This window comes from Pseudomonas sp. FG-3G (genome assembly GCF_901007645.1).
In the GTDB taxonomy this organism is placed as follows: Bacteria; Pseudomonadota; Gammaproteobacteria; order Pseudomonadales; family Pseudomonadaceae; genus Aquipseudomonas; species Aquipseudomonas rhizophila.
The window spans coordinates 639,674-654,879 of sequence record NZ_CAAKGZ010000021.1 but is presented as its reverse complement, the minus strand read 5'-3'; the positions used below and the strand labels follow the sequence as shown (position 1 = coordinate 654,879).

Annotated in this window: 15 protein-coding genes; 10 read left to right on the top strand and 5 right to left on the bottom strand. The window is 62.4% G+C overall.

Annotation, left to right across the window (positions count from 1 at the left end; all coding sequences use genetic code 11):
• The first annotated feature begins 1 nt into the window (after position 1).
• From PSEUDOMOFG3G_RS15265 to PSEUDOMOFG3G_RS15240, 6 genes are all read left to right on the top strand, one after another.
• Complete coding sequence (locus tag PSEUDOMOFG3G_RS15265) at positions 2-706, top strand: energy transducer TonB (RefSeq protein WP_047228947.1); 705 nt, start codon at positions 2-4, stop codon at positions 704-706.
• Positions 707-745: 39 nt separating this feature from the next.
• Positions 746-2,437: a putative porin gene (locus tag PSEUDOMOFG3G_RS15260; RefSeq protein ID WP_139050484.1), complete on the top strand. Its 1,692-nt coding sequence runs from the start codon at positions 746-748 to the stop codon at positions 2,435-2,437.
• Between the two features lie 15 nt (positions 2,438-2,452).
• Positions 2,453-3,100 (top strand): hypothetical protein, encoded by a 648-nt coding sequence (locus PSEUDOMOFG3G_RS15255; protein WP_047228949.1) that lies wholly within the window; start codon positions 2,453-2,455, stop codon positions 3,098-3,100.
• Positions 3,101-3,121: 21 nt separating this feature from the next.
• Complete coding sequence (locus PSEUDOMOFG3G_RS15250) at positions 3,122-3,601, top strand: YbjN domain-containing protein (RefSeq protein ID WP_076385216.1); 480 nt, start codon at positions 3,122-3,124, stop codon at positions 3,599-3,601.
• A complete protein-coding gene (locus tag PSEUDOMOFG3G_RS15245; RefSeq protein ID WP_139050483.1) occupies positions 3,598-4,542 on the top strand; it encodes a peptidylprolyl isomerase in 945 nt (314 codons plus the stop codon). Before PSEUDOMOFG3G_RS15250 ends, PSEUDOMOFG3G_RS15245 begins: the two co-directional genes overlap by 4 nt.
• A 216-nt stretch (positions 4,543-4,758) precedes the next feature.
• The gene (locus tag PSEUDOMOFG3G_RS15240; RefSeq protein ID WP_139050482.1) at positions 4,759-5,757 is read left to right on the top strand and encodes a LysR family transcriptional regulator; all 999 of its coding nucleotides are present in this window, start codon (positions 4,759-4,761) and stop codon (positions 5,755-5,757) included.
• Here the strand turns inward: PSEUDOMOFG3G_RS15240 and PSEUDOMOFG3G_RS15235 are convergent.
• Positions 5,752-8,325, bottom strand: coding sequence for an EAL domain-containing protein (locus PSEUDOMOFG3G_RS15235; protein WP_139050481.1), 2,574 nt, complete (start codon positions 8,323-8,325; stop codon positions 5,752-5,754). The genes PSEUDOMOFG3G_RS15240 and PSEUDOMOFG3G_RS15235 overlap by 6 nt on opposite strands.
• A gap of 402 nt (positions 8,326-8,727) precedes the next feature.
• Between PSEUDOMOFG3G_RS15235 and PSEUDOMOFG3G_RS15230 the strand changes: the two genes are divergently transcribed.
• The 3 genes from PSEUDOMOFG3G_RS15230 (at position 8,728) to PSEUDOMOFG3G_RS15220 (ending at position 10,918) form a co-directional block, all read left to right on the top strand.
• A complete protein-coding gene (locus PSEUDOMOFG3G_RS15230; protein ID WP_047228954.1) occupies positions 8,728-9,114 on the top strand; it encodes an EF-hand domain-containing protein in 387 nt (128 codons plus the stop codon).
• A gap of 162 nt (positions 9,115-9,276) precedes the next feature.
• Positions 9,277-10,164 carry a DUF692 domain-containing protein gene (locus PSEUDOMOFG3G_RS15225; protein WP_139050480.1) on the top strand — a complete coding sequence of 296 codons (888 nt, stop codon included), beginning with the start codon at positions 9,277-9,279 and terminating at the stop codon, positions 10,162-10,164.
• On the top strand, positions 10,157-10,918 hold the full coding sequence (locus PSEUDOMOFG3G_RS15220) for a DUF2063 domain-containing protein (protein WP_107321683.1): 762 nt from the start codon (positions 10,157-10,159) through the stop codon (positions 10,916-10,918). Before PSEUDOMOFG3G_RS15225 ends, PSEUDOMOFG3G_RS15220 begins: the two co-directional genes overlap by 8 nt.
• Positions 10,919-11,041: 123 nt before the next feature.
• On the opposite strand, the gene PSEUDOMOFG3G_RS15215 is transcribed toward PSEUDOMOFG3G_RS15220, so the two are convergent.
• The 4 genes from PSEUDOMOFG3G_RS15215 to PSEUDOMOFG3G_RS15200 all read right to left on the bottom strand — a co-directional run bounded on the left by PSEUDOMOFG3G_RS15215 (position 11,042) and on the right by PSEUDOMOFG3G_RS15200 (position 14,551).
• Positions 11,042-11,536 carry a DoxX family protein gene (locus tag PSEUDOMOFG3G_RS15215; protein WP_047228956.1) on the bottom strand — a complete coding sequence of 165 codons (495 nt, stop codon included), beginning with the start codon at positions 11,534-11,536 and terminating at the stop codon, positions 11,042-11,044.
• A gap of 18 nt (positions 11,537-11,554) precedes the next feature.
• On the bottom strand, positions 11,555-12,220 hold the full coding sequence (locus PSEUDOMOFG3G_RS15210; protein ID WP_139050479.1) for a ferric reductase-like transmembrane domain-containing protein: 666 nt from the start codon (positions 12,218-12,220) through the stop codon (positions 11,555-11,557).
• Positions 12,221-12,503: 283 nt separating this feature from the next.
• A complete protein-coding gene (locus PSEUDOMOFG3G_RS15205; RefSeq protein ID WP_139050478.1) occupies positions 12,504-13,814 on the bottom strand; it encodes an ATP-binding protein in 1,311 nt (436 codons plus the stop codon).
• Positions 13,811-14,551: a response regulator gene (locus tag PSEUDOMOFG3G_RS15200; protein WP_003202589.1), complete on the bottom strand. Its 741-nt coding sequence runs from the start codon at positions 14,549-14,551 to the stop codon at positions 13,811-13,813. Before PSEUDOMOFG3G_RS15200 ends, PSEUDOMOFG3G_RS15205 begins: the two co-directional genes overlap by 4 nt.
• 232 nt (positions 14,552-14,783) lie before the next feature.
• Between PSEUDOMOFG3G_RS15200 and PSEUDOMOFG3G_RS15195 the strand changes: the two genes are divergently transcribed.
• Positions 14,784-15,047 carry a DUF2790 domain-containing protein gene (locus tag PSEUDOMOFG3G_RS15195; RefSeq protein ID WP_047228959.1) on the top strand — a complete coding sequence of 88 codons (264 nt, stop codon included), beginning with the start codon at positions 14,784-14,786 and terminating at the stop codon, positions 15,045-15,047.
• Positions 15,048-15,206: the final 159 nt, after the last annotated feature.

Genomic DNA, 15,206 nt, shown 5'->3' with positions numbered 1-15,206 from the left:
CATGACCGCCAAACTTCCCATCAACCCGCCCCCGGTGAAGAACGCGCCGCTGCGCCTGCTCAAGTGGGCCGCCGCCCTGGTGCTGGGTGGCGTGGCGGCCTGGTTGCTGTGGCAATGGGCCAACGACATGAGTGGCGTGCGCCGTGAAGCGCCGAAGGTGCCAACCATTATTCCGCTGCCGCCGCCGCCCCCGCCGCCGCCGGAAAAACCCAAGGAACCGGAGCCCCAGGTCGAGGAGAAAGTGCTCGAGCCAGAACCGACCCCGGAGCCCGAGGAGATCAAGCCCGAAGAAGAAGCGCCGCCGTCACCGGTGGATGACCTGGAGAACCCCATGCAAATGGACGGTGATGCCCAGGCCGGCAACGACGCGTTCAACATCGGTGCGGGCAAGGGCGGTGGCATGGCCGGGGCTGGAGGGGGACGCCTGGGTAACGGCACCTACAGCCAGTTCCTGGCGTTCACCTTCCAGCGCCTGCTTCGGGAAAACCCCGAACTGCGCAGCCTGGCCTTCTCACTGCAGGCCGACGTCTGGCTGAGCGCCGTGGGCGAGATCACCCGGGTCGAGCTGGTCAAGTCCAGCGGCAACGGGCAAGTGGATGAACAAGTCATCACCGCCTTGCGCACCGCTCCCCCTCTGAGTGAACGGCCACCGGCCTCCCTGACTTTGCCCGTGCGCCTGTCCTTGCAGGGACGGCGTCCGGGTTAACCGAATATTTGAAAGTTTGCCAACAGGAGTTGTGTGCAGATGATTTCCAATGTGAATCGATTGTCTTGGGCAATCGGCCTGGTTGTATTGAGCCTGGCCGGGCACGCGGCGGCCGCCCCGGCGCCGTCGGAAAACGCCACGATCAATCTGATCCGCCTGCTGGTACAGCAGGGCGTCTTGAAACAGGACCAGGCCGATGGCTTGATCGCCCAGGCCGAACGGGAAGCCGTGCAGGCCCGCCAGGCGGCCACGGCGGTTGCCGCAGCGCCGACAGGTGCACCGGGGGATGTGCGGGTGCAATACGTGCCAAACATCGTGCGCGAGCAGATTCGCGATCAGGTCAAGGCTGAAGTGATGGCCACCGCCAAGCAGGAAAACTGGGCCCAGCCCAACACCTTTCCGGATTGGGTCTCGCGGATCAGTTTTGATGGCGACATTCGTCTGCGCGATGAGTCGCGCTACTACTCGGGTACCAACAGCAACGAAATCGTCGACTTCGCTCGGCTCAATGACCGAGGACCGTACGACGTCAACCCCAACAGCAGCTCCAGTCTGCCGCCGTTGCTCAATACGCGCGAAGACCGGGAAAACCTGTTCCGCCTGCGCGCACGCCTGGGCATGAAGGCGGTGATCGCTGCGCAATGGACCGCCGGCATTCGCATTGGTACCGGCTCGGACAACAACCCGGTGTCCACCACCCAGACCCTGGGCGGCGGTTTCGGCAAGAAGGACATCTGGCTCGACCAGGGTTACCTGACCTGGAAACCCTCGGACGAATTGACCCTGACCGGCGGGCGAATCGCCAATCCGTTTTACGCCACCGACCTGTTGTATTCCGGTGACCTGAACTTCGATGGCGTGGCGGCGATTTTCAACCGCAAGCTCAATCAGGACTGGGGCCTGTTCGGCACCGTCGGTGCGTTCCCAGTGGAGTACACCAACGACACCAGCACCAGCAACGGTTCCGACAAAGAGGAGAGCGACAACAAGTGGTTGTACGGGGCGCAGCTGGGGGCCAATTGGGCGATCAACGACAGCAACCGCGTCAAGGGCGCGCTGGCCTATTACCGCTTCGACGATATCGAAGGCCAGCGCTCCTCGCCATGCGAGCCGTGGGCCGGTGACCCGGGTTGCGACAGCGATGGCTCGCGCGTGGCGTTCATGCAGAAGGGCAACACGGTGTTCCTGCTGCGGGACATCACACCCAATCCTCTCAACCCGTCCACCACGCCACAGCCGCAGTATGTCGGCCTGGCCTCGGAGTTCAACCTGCTGGACCTGAATCTGCAGTGGGACACCGATCTGCCGCAAGACCTGAAACTGCGCAGCCAGGCCAACTACGTGCATAACCTGGGCTACGACGAAGGCGAGATGCGCAAGCGCTCCGAAGGGCAGTTCGCCAACAACCTGGACGAAAACGGTGAGGTGGAAAGCGGCGCCAACGCCTGGATGCTCCAGTTCACCTTGGGCAACTCACTGGAACTCAAGCGCCAGGGCGACTGGAACCTGTTCGCCGGCTACAAGTACATCCAGCCGGATGCCTTGCCGGACGGTTTCAACGATTCGTCGTTTCACCTGGGTGGCACCAATGCCAAAGGTTACTTCCTGGGCGGCAACTACGGTCTGGCGAGCAACGTCTTCGCCACCGGTCGCTGGCTGAGTTCCGAAGCGGTGTACGGCGCGCCGTATGACATCGATGTCTTGCAGCTTGAAATCAACACGCGCTTCTAAGCGCAGGGAGGCCTCATGAAAAGGCGAGCCATGAACCATTGTCCGGTAGCGTTGCTGGTGCTGGGCCTGCTGTTAAGCGGCACGGCCCACGGCGAAGGAATGGAAGAACGCCTGCGGGCGCAATTGCGCAGCACCACCGCGCAGTTGCAAACCTTGCAGAGTGAACAGGCCCAGGCCAGCGCCGCCCGGCAGGCGGCGCAAGACCAGGCCCGGCAAGCCCAGGAGCAGATCAAGCAATTGACCGCGCAGTTGAGCAAGGCCCAGGCTCTGAACGAGCAATTGGCCGGGCACGAGCAGAGCCTGCGCAGCCAGGCCCAGGCCCAGGTGGCGGCCAGCAACGACCAGATCGGCAAGTTCAAGAAAGCCTATGACGAATTGCTGGTCCTGGCCCGTGGCAAGGAAGCCGAACGTGCTCGTCTGGAAGCTCAACTGAGTGAGCGTGACACACAAGTGCAGCAATGTTCGGTCAAGAATCAGCAGATGTACGAAGTCGCCAAGACGCTGCTCCACGCCTACGAAACCATTGACGTCACCGACGTCATGAAAATCCGCCAGCCCTTCGCCGCCAAGACCCGGGTGCGTTTCGAAGAGCTGGCCCAGGGCTTTGGCGATGACCTCTACAAGAACCGTTTCGATGCGCCCCAGGCCTCGATCACCCATTGATAGCGCAAGGAAGAGTCGACCATGACTTCATTGATTGAACACGTCAGCCCAACGTCCCTGACCGAGCTGTTGCAAGCCGCCGGGTACCGGGTCAACGAAACGGAACAGAACGGCATCGTGCAACTGCTTAGCGCCAGCCAGGGCATCGGTTATGCGGTGCGCTTCGGCAACCTGTCGGCCGCGCCTGATCAGTATCTGGACTTCACCTTCAGTTGCGCCTTGCGGGTACAGGGTGAGTTGCCGGCCGGTCTGGCCGAGCTATGGAACGCTTCGCGGCGTTTTGCAAGGTTGTCGGTGCAGGGCGAGTTTCTGGTGATGGAAATGGATGTCGTGGTCGCCGCAGGTGTCAGCGCAGATCACTTGCGCAGCAACCTGGAATTGTGGGATCGCCTGTTGCAGGAGTTCATCGTTTATCTGCGCGAGTACAGCCAGAACGCGGCACGGATGCAGCCCCAGGTTGAACCCGCCGAGCCGCCGTTGGAGGAGGCCACCGCATCGTGAAAAAACCGACCTTTGTTATCAGCGCCGCCGCGTTGGGCCTGGTCGCCGTGGCTGTTGTGCTTGGCCTGAGGCCGGGCAGCGATCCGGTAGCGGCGGTGCAGACCGTCAGCGTTGCCTCGGCCGATTCGCCGAGTCTGGCCCGCTTGGGCAACCAGCAAGTCAGCCCGCAAGAGCTCAAAGTGTTGCTGTCAGCGCTGGCGCCGGAAGTTCGTCAGCAGATGCTCGGTAACCGAGCGGTCCTGGAGGGTTGGATCCGTACGCGGCTGGCGGAAAAAGCCGTGCTGGAACAGGCCGATGCCCAGGGCTGGCGTCAGCGCCCGGAGGTGGAACGCCAGACCCGGGCGGCGGCCGAGCAGATTGTGTTTCGTGATTACTTGCAGTCGGTTAGTCAGGTGCCGGCCGAGTATCCCAGTGAGGAGGAATTGCAGCAGGCTTACGAGGCAGGGAAAGCCAACTTGGCAGTGCCGGCGCTGTACCGGGTCAGCCAGATATTCCTGGCCGCGACCGAGCCGCAAACAGTGGAGGCGGCGCGCCGCAGAGCCGTCGAGTTGAGCCAGAAAGCCCAGGCGTCGCCGGCAGAGTTCGCCGCCCTGGCGACCCGGTTTTCCCAGGATCGCACCAGTGCCGAGCGCGGTGGCGACAGTGGCCTGCAACCGTTGCAGCAACTGGTGCCGCCAGTGCGTGAGGCTGTGGCGCGTTTGAAACTCGGTGCCGTATCGGACCCGGTGCAGAGCGCGGCGGGCTTCCATGTGATCAAACTCACTGAACAACAGCCGCCCCGGGAAGCAACCCTGGAGGAAGTACGCGAGCGCCTGACCCAGGCCTTGCGTGCCCAGCGCCAGGAACAGATTGCCAAGGCTTACCTGGACGGCATGCTTGACACCGCGACCCTGAGCATTGATGGCGCGCAGTTGAGCAAGGTGCTGGAGGAGGCGCGTTAACCAAGCCCGCACCGAGCTTTTGTGGCGAGGGAGCTTGCTCCCGCTGGGCTGCGAAGCGGCCCCAAAAAGCTATATCCAGATTCCCGCTGGAGGACCGCGGCAACCTCATTGGGGCTGCTGCGCAGCCCAGCGGGAGCAAGCTCCCTCGCCACGGGAATTATGCTTGGCTGGAATGTGCATCAACGCTTATCCCGTACAACCGACAGGGAGTCACCTATGTCATTCATCGAGCCCGCAGGACGCCAGGCTGTCACCGAGTATCGCTCACCGTCGCGCATCGCTGAGCCCTGGCTGGTCCAGGCATCCGGCATTTCGCCTCAGGTGGCGCAGTGTTTTCTGGTCAGTGCCCGTTGCGGCTGTTTCATGCAGGCGGCTCGCAGCCTGAACGTCAAAGCGACCTGGCTGCGCAAGCAGTTGGCGCAGCTGGAGGCGACGCTGCAACGCTCGTTGTTCAGTTTCCAGGGCAGCGCCTTGACCCTCAGTCGCGAGGGCCGGCAGCTGCAGGCGCGATTGATTGCACAGGTCCACGAAAGCTCAGTGCCGCACAATGATCAACCACGGGTCCGCCTGGCCGTGGCCGAGTCGATTCTGCACGACATCCTGGGCCGTGACCTGATCTCTTTGCTGCGGCGCAACGCCAGTGTGCGGTTGCAGATTATCACCCTGGACAGTGAGCTGGCGCTGCAAGCCATCAGTGCCGACCTGGTGCTGTGGTTGAGTGATTCGCACGCGTTGGGATCGGGGCCGAGTTTTCCCACGCAATCACCCGAACGACTGGCACGGCTGGACTATGTGCCACACATCGCCAAGCGCTACTCACGCCCGGCTACCCGCCCCGAGTGCCTGGACGACCTGAGCGACTACATGCTTGTGCAATGGCAGCCAGACGGTCAGGTGGACAGCTTCGCGCCGTGGAACGCTCTGATGGAGCAACGCCGCGCGGGCGTGGTGCAGGTGCAATCCTACGCGTTGATGCTGGAAATGATTCGTTGCAGCGCCTGCATCGGTCTGTTGCCTCAGTACATGAGTCGCTTGGACCGTGGCCTGATCGCGTTGCCGAGGGTATTCGAACACCCGATGCAGCGTCAGTTATGGATGGCCGTGGGCAGTCACGCCCTGGACATGCCGCAAGTGCAGATGCTTGTCGAATTGATTCGGCACACGCTGGATGAGCGCAAAGAGTGGTTTCAAGTCATCCAGAACGATGCCCTATAACCACCGGGGTGTTGTAAAGAACGAGGCCATTTCCGAGCGGGCCAGGGCCGAGCCGAAGTAGGGGCCTTGTACGTGGTCGCAGGCCACGCTGCGCAATTGGCTGAATTGCCGGGCGTTTTCGATGCCTTCGGCGGTGACCATGAGACCTACGCTGCGGCTGAGTCGGATCATCGCCAGCACGCCTTCGCGATCATGTTCCAGGCCCAGCTGCGACAGGATGTTGCGATCAAAGCGTATGCCATCGAACGGTTGGTTCAGTACTTCGCGAAGGGAGGCGATGCTGGTGCCGAACTTGTCGATATTGATGCGCACGCCCAGGTCCTTGAGCGCATGAAGGGTACTGGCGACCGCTTTGTGGTCGATCAGCAGAACCCCTTCGGCCACTTCCAGGGTCAGGCGCTGGGGGACCAGGCCACTTGTCTCAAGGGCCGTTCGCACCTGATTGAGCAAGAAGCTGCTGCTGAACCACTTGGGCGAAACCGCGACGGAAACGTTGACAGCGGTGGGCCAGGTCACTGCTTCTTCGCAGACGTTGATCAACATCCAGGTTCCCAGCTCTTCCAGTTGGCCAGACGCTTCGGCGATCGGGATGAAGTCCGCTCCACCCAGTTCACCTTTCTCGGGATGGTGCCAGAAAGTCTGGGCCTCGAAGCCGTGCAGTTGTTCGGCGCACACATCGAAGCGAGGCAAGTAACGCAGCTCCAGTTGTTCGCGTTGCATGGCGTCGCGCAGTTGCTGCTCATAGCGCCGACGGTCGCGGGCCATGTTGCCCATGGCCTCCTCATAGACCCGCCAGGTATTGCGGCCCGCCGCCTTGGCCGCATACAAAGCGATGTCCGCGTGACGCAACAATTCAGTGGCGCGCTCGTCACCGGGTTGCGACCAGGCCACACCGATGCTCACGCCCAGGTACAAGGTGTTGCCGTCCAGGTGCATGGGGCGCTGCATGCAATCGATCAGGCGCTCACAGAGTTGTTCCAGGTCCCGGGGACTGCCGGGATCGGGCATGACGATGACAAACTCATCACCGCCCAGACGGGCCACCAGGTCGGAACTGCGCACGTTCTGCTGAAGGATATGGGCCACTTCCCGCAGCACTTTGTCGCCTACGGCATGCCCCAGGGAATCGTTGACCGGCTTGAACCGGTCCATGTCCAGGTTCAGCACCGCCAGCGGTGCCCCGTCGGCCGGGTCCAGGTGTTCGCTGAGGCAATCGAACAACCGGTTTCGATTGGCCAGCCCGGTCAGCGGGTCGTGCAGCGAGAGGTGCTTGATCTGGGCCAGCGCCCGCAGCTCCTCGGTAATGTCGGTGGCGGTGCCCCGAAAGCCCAAGGTGCCGGCTTCGATGGCGCGGACCGAAAGTTTGCACGTGCGGATACGCTGATTGCGCGCGGTGTACTCGCATAACAACGGGGCCGACGAATCGCTGTTGGCCCCGCCGAGCAGCCATTGGGCAATCGAAATCGAGCCACCGTGGGGATGGAGCAACCGATGCAGGGGCTTGCCCAGCCATTGTGTGGGGTTGAAGCCGGTCACTTGTTCAAAACGTTCCGACAGGTAGGTCAGCGTCCCGGTCGAATCCACTTCCCATAACCAGTCGGAGGACACTTCGGCAATATCCCGAAAACGTTCTTCGCTACGTTCCAGTGCCTTGCGGTGGGCCAACAGGCTGGCGTATTGACGTTCCTGGGCGCGAAGCATGACCAGGGCATGGCGCAGCACCGCCAGCGCGAGGATGGCCAACACCAGCAGCGCCAGGACCAGCAAGGGCAGCAGGGCCTTGCGCAGGTCGTTGCCAGGGGTCTCCGGACGCCACGTCAAAGCCTCGCCGGTCTGGCCGTCAAGGGATATCCGGGCCGTGTCCATCTGCTCCGGCGCATGGGTGATGTGGGCATCCGGCAGGGCAAAGTCTCGCGCCAGGTTTTGCAAAGAGGCGGCATCAAGGACTTTCACGAACAGCAGCAAACTGGGCGGCCCCGGGATTTCGGGCACGCTGTCGTCGGTGCCGACAGTGAGGGCCGAGGCGGCGACGAACGCAGGTGCGCCGTCGTGATGCAGCAGCTCGACGATGACTTCATCGCGGTTCTGCGGGTCGCTGGCTTTCTTCGCCAGCCCTTGCAGGTCACCGGCCAGCCACGTGTCGGCGTCGACCTCACTCATATCGCCATTGATCACCGAATAGACGGTTTTGCCTGTCGGGGAAATGACAAACACCGCCTGGTAGCCGTAGAGCCCGAAAACGCTGCTGCCGACGTTTTCCTGGTCATAGGCCCAGTCTTTGTCCATTTCGACATGCAGATGCCGGTAGGCGTCGCTCCACTTGGAATAGTCACTCAGGTCCCGCCCGATGCCGGCGCGGATACCGTCGATGGCGCGCTGGGCGAAAAACAGGCTCTGTTCACGGGCGCGCCTATCCTGGGCCCCGGTAATGCTGAGCAACAATGCGATAGCCAGTGCTGACATGACGAACAGCAAAAGCATGATGGCCGGGAAGGTGCGACGGGTGAAGCTCTGGCTGGGCAGGCCTGGGGGCGAAACGGTGGAGTCGTTGCCAGCATCTTCAGTCATAAACAAGCCATCAGCTAAACGCGAAATATCCCGCACGTCCCTGTATCGGCTGTCGGCTCAATTAACTTAACCGTTCCGACAGTTGACACGGCGCAGAGGCGCTTGGCTATTGGCCTTCAGGCAAAACGGTCGTCGCAGAGGCCTGGCTCATTCCTTGTCCTGGCGATTCCCCGGCAGCTGTTTGGCGATCTGCACAACGATGCCGCGCTCGTTCGGATCGGCCGGCCGCGCGCGAATGGGCGTGTATCCCAGTGTGTAGCAGGGCGGCCTGGATACATTTGCTTGTTTTCACCTCGGCTGGCGACACAGCCCGGATACACATCGACGGTTAACTACGCCTGCCAGCCGACACCGATCCCCGGTGCTGGTGACTGGCGTATTTGATCTTTCGAGGAACACCCCATGCTCAACTTCTCCAGCAGTTCGTCTCTTGCACTCGGTCTGGCCCTGGTCGGCGGCCTTGGCCTTTCCACCGCAGCCTCGGCCCTGACCATGAACGATCTGGCCCAGGGCTACACCCTGGCGGCGGCCGATACGGTGAAGAAACCCGCTGAGGGCAAGTGCGGCGAAGATAAATTCGCCAAGACCGATACCAACCACGACGGCAAGGTTTCACGCGAGGAGTTCATTGCGGCGGCGCCGGAGCGCGCGGCTGAATACGACAAGATCGACGCCAACCATGATGGCGGCATCTCGTTGCCTGAGGCCGAGAAATACCTGGCGGGCCAGGCCAAGAGCGCCGAAGGCAAATGCGGCGAGGGCAAGTGCGGGGCGGCTATCGAGTCCTGACTTTCACCGGTGGGAAGCCTGACGGGGCAGGCGCCAGTGATGCCCTGTCGAGCGAACAACTGTGGCCAGGGAGCCGCTCCCTGGCCACAGGGTTTGGTTTTTACAGACTGATTGGCAATCGCCCTTCATGGCTTCCCATCTCTTACCCCAAGGAGATGTGCCATGCCTCAACATTCAGGCCTGAAAGGCCCCGCCGTACAGGTCACCCCCTCAATTACCAAACCCTCAGTAGGCCTGGGTCTGCGCCGCGCCTTGCTCGATGAACTGCGCGAGGCGCCCGCTGGGGATTTCGACTTTCTCGAAGTGGCCCCGGAGAACTGGATCGGCATTGGCGGCGCTCACGGCGCCGCTTTGCATGGGCTGGCCGAACTCTATCCGTTGTCGTGTCATGGCCTGTCGCTGTCTTTGGGCGGACCGGCGCCGCTGGACCTGGCGTTTCTGGCGCAGGTGCGCGACTTCCTGGAGCGCTTCAATGTACCGATGTACAGCGAGCACCTGAGTTACTGCGGCGATGAAGGGCACTTGTATGACTTGCTGCCGTTGCCCTTTACCGAGGAAGCGGTGCATCACGTAGCGGCACGGATCCGGCAGGCCCAGGACGTACTGGGGCGCCGCCTGGCCGTGGAGAACGTTTCCTATTACGCCGCCCCGCAACAAGACATGACGGAGCTGGAATTCACCCGCGCGGTATTGCACGAAGCCGATTGCGACCTGCTGCTGGACGTCAACAATGTCTACGTCAACTCGGTCAATCACGGCTTCGATCCCCAGGCATTCCTGACTGGCCTTGCGCCTGAGCGGGTGGTGGGCATGCACGTGGCCGGGCACTACGACGAGTCCGACACCTTGAAAATCGACAGCCATGGCGCGCCGGTCAAACCGCTGGTCTGGGCCTTGCTGGCCCAGGCCTACGCGCGTTTCGGCGTCCAGCCGACCTTGCTCGAGCGGGACTTCAATTTCCCGCCCTACGCCGTGCTGGCCGCCGAACTGCAGACTATTCGCCGATTGCAGGATCAGGCCGAGCCGGGGCAGGCGGTGGCCCATGGCTGAAATCATGCAGACACTGCAGCAACAGCAACAGGCGTTGACCCGCTACCTGCGCGATCCTGATCACTGCCCGATTCCGCCGGGCATGGACGTGGCTCGGGCGCAGGTGTATCGGGACCTGATTTTCGAAAACATGCGTGCGTTGCTCAGCGGCACATTCCCGGTACTGGTGAGCGTGCTGGGGCAGGAGGCGTGGCGGGCCTGCGTACGCCGTTTCTTGCGTGAGCATCGTTGCGTAGCCCCCCGCTTTGCAGACATTGCCGGAGAGTTCGTGGGCTATCTCGCGGCCCGGCAGTCGCCTGACGAACCGGCGTTCGTGGCCGAGCTGGCTCACTACGAGTGGGTCGAAATGGCACTGCTGCAAGCGCAAGCCGAGTCGCTGCCGGCCAGTGACGAGGCAGCATTGCTCGATCAGCCTTTGCGTGTTTCACCTTTGGCCTGGCCGCTGGCGTACCTTTGGCCGGTGCATCGCTTGGCGCCGGGCTACCAACCCACGACGCCACCGCCGCAACCGACGCTGCTGCTGGTGCGGCGAACGCCTGGGTTTGCGGTGCGCTTTTCCGAGCTCAGTCCGTTGGCCTGGCGGCTGTTGCAGCGTATCGAGCAGTTTCCCGGGTTGGCTGGGCGCGACCAGTTGTTTGCGCTGGCGCGGGAGGCGGGGGTGGATTCAAACGAATTCATGGATAACGCGGTGATGTTGTTGCGCCAGATGCACAGGGAAGGGGTGGTCGGCGTGCAAGCGCAATCCGGCGGTTAAGCGCAGAACCTCCTTGTGGGAGCGAGCCTGCTCGCGATAGCGGTATTCCAGCCAACTTCGATGTGACTGGTCCACCTCTATCGCGAGCAAGCTCGCTCCCACAGGAGTAGGGATCAGGCGATGTTATCGGCGGTATCCCCGAGTGAGCAGCGCATCGACACTCAACTTCCCGGCCCCCTGCAACAGCAGCGGCAACAACGCCACCAGATAGATCAACGGCAGTTTGAAGTTGCCGTGGCCTTTGTTGGTGATGGCGTACCCCTGGGCCAGTTCACTCAAGGTTGACCAATCCGCCGGCCAATGCACGGCGGCGGTGGCGACGACCGTGACGACCATCAACACCAGCGCCGAAAGGCGAGTGCCCAGGCCCATCAGCAGGGCGAGGGCGCAGAGCAGTTCGGCCCACATCGACAGTTCCCAGTTCCAACTGGCCGGCAAGTGGTTGAAGGGGAAGGGGAACGCGGCCTGGATTTGGGCAAACCAGTTGTCGCCCTGCCATTTCTCCCAACCGGATTCGAAAAACTCCCAGGCCAGGAACAGGCGCAGGCCCAATGGCCCGAGCCACGTTCCGGTCTGATCGAGTGTTGTGCGCAGGCCTTTCAAAACATCTGCAGACATGATCGATCTCCCAGGGGCTCAATTCGAGTGGTCAGTGGCAACCAGAGGGGCGGCTGCGCGGCCCGACGGCGATGAACTCCTTCGGCGCGCGTTGGCTTGGGCGAGCTTGCCCACCAGACGAATCGCGATGGCTGCGCAGGTCAGGCCGAAGGGCAGCACGTACCAGGCACTCATGGGAATGCGCTTGAAGTTGGAGTAGGCAAAGATCGCCACCAGCACCCACATGCCGCTGACGTGCAAGCGTTTCCAGGCTTTGCCGCCAATCAGGCGCGCGGTGCTTTTGAAGGAGGTCAGGGCCAGCAGCAGGATGAATACGTATCCGACGGAGCCGGGGATATTGCCAACGGTGGTGCGACCCGGCCAGAACTCGGGGTTGAGCTGCCCATAGCTGTAGATCAGCACGGCGTGCACCAGATGGGAAAACGCGAAGGCCAATCCGATGAAACGTCGCTCGCGGACCAGGGACCGGCTCAGGTGCGACGGCACCAGTACGGCAAACGCCGAGGCGGTAAAGGCCAGCAGAAACAAGGCGAAGGATGAGCGGGCTGTGGCGCGGATGGCGCTGCGCACGCCCTCGGTCAGGTCCGGGTTGAGCGCCAGGGTCAGTGCGGTCATCAACAGCACCAGGGCGGCAAGCAGGCTGAACAGCGACCAGCCCTGGAAACGAAACGTGGAAGCAGGCATGAGAAGGCTCCTTGGGTGTGGGGCCCGGTCGTGAATAGCGACCGGGAACACGAGGGAGTTTTTCAAACGGGTGTAAGTGGGGTGTGTCTGGAATTCGGGCGTTTGCATGCCTGTGTAACCGTGCCTGTGGCGGACACATTGGCATACAAAGCCCGAGTACATTAAAGCCTGGGCTGACCTTTGTGGGAGCGAGCCTGCTCGCGATAGCAGTGGTGCAGCTTGCAGAGATGTTGGCTATACCGACGCCATCGCGAGCAGGCTCGCTCCCACAGGTGGATCGGGGTTAAATTTCCCGGCTGAGCCGCAACTCGGCACACAACCCGCCGCCGTCACGATTGCTCAAGGTCAGCGAACCTCCCATGGCGATCGCCAGTTGCTGGGCGATGGCCAGCCCTAACCCGGTGCCACCGGTTTCCCGGTTGCGCGAGCTTTCCACCCGGTAGAACGGTTTGAGCACCTCGGCCAGCTCCTGCTCATTGATGCCGGGGCCACGGTCCAGCACTTGAATCGCCAGTTGTCCGCTGTCAGTGCGCTGCACCTGGATCTGCGCCGCGCCGCCGAACTTCAAGGCGTTGTCCACCAGATTGACCAGCACCCGGCGCAGGGCATGGGGCCGGGTGTCGATGACCGCGGCGTTTTTCCCGGATAGTTGCACGTCCTGGCCGATGTCCTGATAGTCGAACACCAGGCTGTCGAGAAACGCATCCAGGTTGATGCGACAGCTGGCTTCGGTGGCGCCATGGATGCTGCGGGCATAGGCCACACCTTCGCGTACCAGATGCTCCATTTCACTCAGGTCGTTCCACAGCTTGTCCTTTTCGATGCCGTCGTCCATGAGTTCGGCGCGCAGCTTCATGCGCGTGATGGGGGTTTGCAAGTCATGGGAAATCGCCGCCAGCAACTGCATGCGCTCCTTGAGGTAGGCGGCGATACGGTCCTGCATGGCATTGAACGCCTTGGCGGCATGCACCACTTCGGTCGGGCCTTTTTCGTCGAGGCGGACGCTGTGGGCATTCGGGTCCAGGGTTTCCACCGCCTGGGCCAGTCGGGTCAGCGGGCCGACGGCGATGCGCACGGCCAGCCAGGTGCAGCCGATCAACAGCGCCAGTTGCCCCAGCAACACCACCGGGAGCCAGGGGGAGAGGGGCATCATCGCCGGGCGCACGTCGATGGTCAGCGGGCTGCCGTCGGCCAGGCGCAGGTGCGCCTGGTAGTGCTGCTTGGGTCCGGGAATGTCGGTGAACGTCAGGGCGTAGGCCTGACCGATCGCCTCCTGGATTGAAGTCACCGACACCGGGGCGTTGTCAGGAAGCATTCGCTGGCCTGGCTGACCTTCATCGAGCAGGTAGCCATAGTTGCGTCGGGCGAGTTTCGGCAGCCAGGCCTGGCGCTCGGCAGCCGGCAGGCGGTCGAGAATGGCGACCGAGGTCGAGACGTCGGTTTCCAGGTTGCCGAGCATGGTGGTCTTGGCACTCTGGTAGCGCTCGTAGTACTGGGCGCCGAACGACAGGCCCTGGGCCAGGATCAGGCCGATCAGGAAGATCAGCGACAGGCGCGAGGCGAGGGTGCGCGGCCAGCGCAGCGGCAGGGTCATACCGACGCCTCAAGGATCTCCACCGGCAACGAGAACACATAGCCTTCGCTGCGCACGGTCTTGATGTAGGCCGGCTCCCGGGCATCATCCAGCAACCGTTGACGCAGGCGGCTGACCAGCAGATCGATGGAACGATCGAACAGATCGGCGTCCCGGCCCTGGGTCAGGTTCAGCAACTGATCGCGATTGAGCACCCGCTGCGGGTGGTCGAGGAACACCCGCAACAGGCGATATTCGGCGCCGCTCAAGGCGACCATGGTGCCGTCAGTGTCCAGCAGGTGCCGTGCAGTGGTGTCCAGGCGCCAGCGGCCGAACGCCAGCAGGCGACCGCTTTCGGTGACCACCAGGTTGGGCGGCAGCATGCGGGTACGCCGTAGCACCGCGTTGATCCGCGCCAGTAACTCCCGGGCGGCGAAGGGTTTGACCAGGTAATCGTCGGCGCCCATTTCCAGGCCGATGATGCGGTCGGTTTCATCGTTGCGGGCGGTGAGCATCAGCACCGGTGTGGCCTTGTGTTTGCCTGCGCGCAGTTCCCGGCACAGCACCAGGCCATCATCGCCCGGCATCATGATGTCCAGCACGATCAGGTCCACCGGGGTCGTTTCCAGAAAGGCACGCATCTGCCGGCCATCGGCAACCACGGTGGTACGCAGGCCGTTCTTTTTCAGGTAGTTGCCCACCAGTTCTCTGATTTCGCGATCGTCATCCACGATCAACACATGATCGACGTGATCCATGGTGTTCTGCCCCTTGGCGTTTCGTTGTGATCAGTCTACAGGCGCCGACCAGCCCGGCTCGCGGCGGTTTGTATTGCAGTGTATCTGGCGCGCGGCGGATACACAGGGATTCAAAAAGCCGCGTTGCCCGATACAGACGCGATACCTCACGGGCATTCAATGGCATCCATCGAGGCGGCACAACACGCCCCGGCCGAAAAACACACCCATTGAATGCATCGAGGATACCGCCATGAACACCAAAGCCGTCTACGCCGCCTGCCTTTTCGCCGCGCTGAACATCTGCACCTTGTCGGCTCGGGCCGAGAGTCACGTCCAGGCTCAGACCTACGCCTATGGCACCCACCTGGATATCCAGAAGGTCCTGTCCCTCAGCGAAGATCCGACCCCGGCCTGCGGCGTGGTGAATGCCCGCATGACCTACCTCGACTCAGCGGGCCACAAGCAGGCGCTGGACTATCGCAAGCTGGCTGACAACTGCAGCAACCAGAACTGACTCGCCGTGGCAGCCAACCTGTGGCAGTAAATCTGTGGGAGCAAAGCTTGCTCGCGATGCAGGCGCCTCGATTCCTGGCAATACCGCGTCATCGTTTATCGCGAGCAAGCTTTGCTCCCACAGAGGCGCCGCCCGATTTGGTGTGTTCAGTCTATCTAC

What these genes read in the sequence shown, in the direction of transcription:
- PSEUDOMOFG3G_RS15200 (WP_003202589.1), bottom strand. Translation starts at nt 14,551, where the DNA reads ATGGATCACGTCGATCATGTGTTGATCGTGGATGACGATCGCGAAATC.
- PSEUDOMOFG3G_RS15205 (WP_139050478.1), bottom strand. Translation starts at nt 13,814, where the DNA reads ATGACCCTGCCGCTGCGCTGGCCGCGCACCCTCGCCTCGCGCCTGTCG.
- PSEUDOMOFG3G_RS15210 (WP_139050479.1), bottom strand. Translation starts at nt 12,220, where the DNA reads ATGCCTGCTTCCACGTTTCGTTTCCAGGGCTGGTCGCTGTTCAGCCTG.
- PSEUDOMOFG3G_RS15195 (WP_047228959.1), top strand. Translation starts at nt 14,784, where the DNA reads ATGAACACCAAAGCCGTCTACGCCGCCTGCCTTTTCGCCGCGCTGAAC.
- PSEUDOMOFG3G_RS15265 (WP_047228947.1), top strand. Translation starts at nt 2, where the DNA reads ATGACCGCCAAACTTCCCATCAACCCGCCCCCGGTGAAGAACGCGCCG.
- PSEUDOMOFG3G_RS15230 (WP_047228954.1), top strand. Translation starts at nt 8,728, where the DNA reads ATGCTCAACTTCTCCAGCAGTTCGTCTCTTGCACTCGGTCTGGCCCTG.
- PSEUDOMOFG3G_RS15250 (WP_076385216.1), top strand. Translation starts at nt 3,122, where the DNA reads ATGACTTCATTGATTGAACACGTCAGCCCAACGTCCCTGACCGAGCTG.
- PSEUDOMOFG3G_RS15225 (WP_139050480.1), top strand. Translation starts at nt 9,277, where the DNA reads ATGCCTCAACATTCAGGCCTGAAAGGCCCCGCCGTACAGGTCACCCCC.
- PSEUDOMOFG3G_RS15240 (WP_139050482.1), top strand. Translation starts at nt 4,759, where the DNA reads ATGTCATTCATCGAGCCCGCAGGACGCCAGGCTGTCACCGAGTATCGC.
- PSEUDOMOFG3G_RS15215 (WP_047228956.1), bottom strand. Translation starts at nt 11,536, where the DNA reads ATGTCTGCAGATGTTTTGAAAGGCCTGCGCACAACACTCGATCAGACC.
- PSEUDOMOFG3G_RS15255 (WP_047228949.1), top strand. Translation starts at nt 2,453, where the DNA reads ATGAAAAGGCGAGCCATGAACCATTGTCCGGTAGCGTTGCTGGTGCTG.
- PSEUDOMOFG3G_RS15235 (WP_139050481.1), bottom strand. Translation starts at nt 8,325, where the DNA reads ATGACTGAAGATGCTGGCAACGACTCCACCGTTTCGCCCCCAGGCCTG.
- PSEUDOMOFG3G_RS15260 (WP_139050484.1), top strand. Translation starts at nt 746, where the DNA reads ATGATTTCCAATGTGAATCGATTGTCTTGGGCAATCGGCCTGGTTGTA.
- PSEUDOMOFG3G_RS15220 (WP_107321683.1), top strand. Translation starts at nt 10,157, where the DNA reads ATGGCTGAAATCATGCAGACACTGCAGCAACAGCAACAGGCGTTGACC.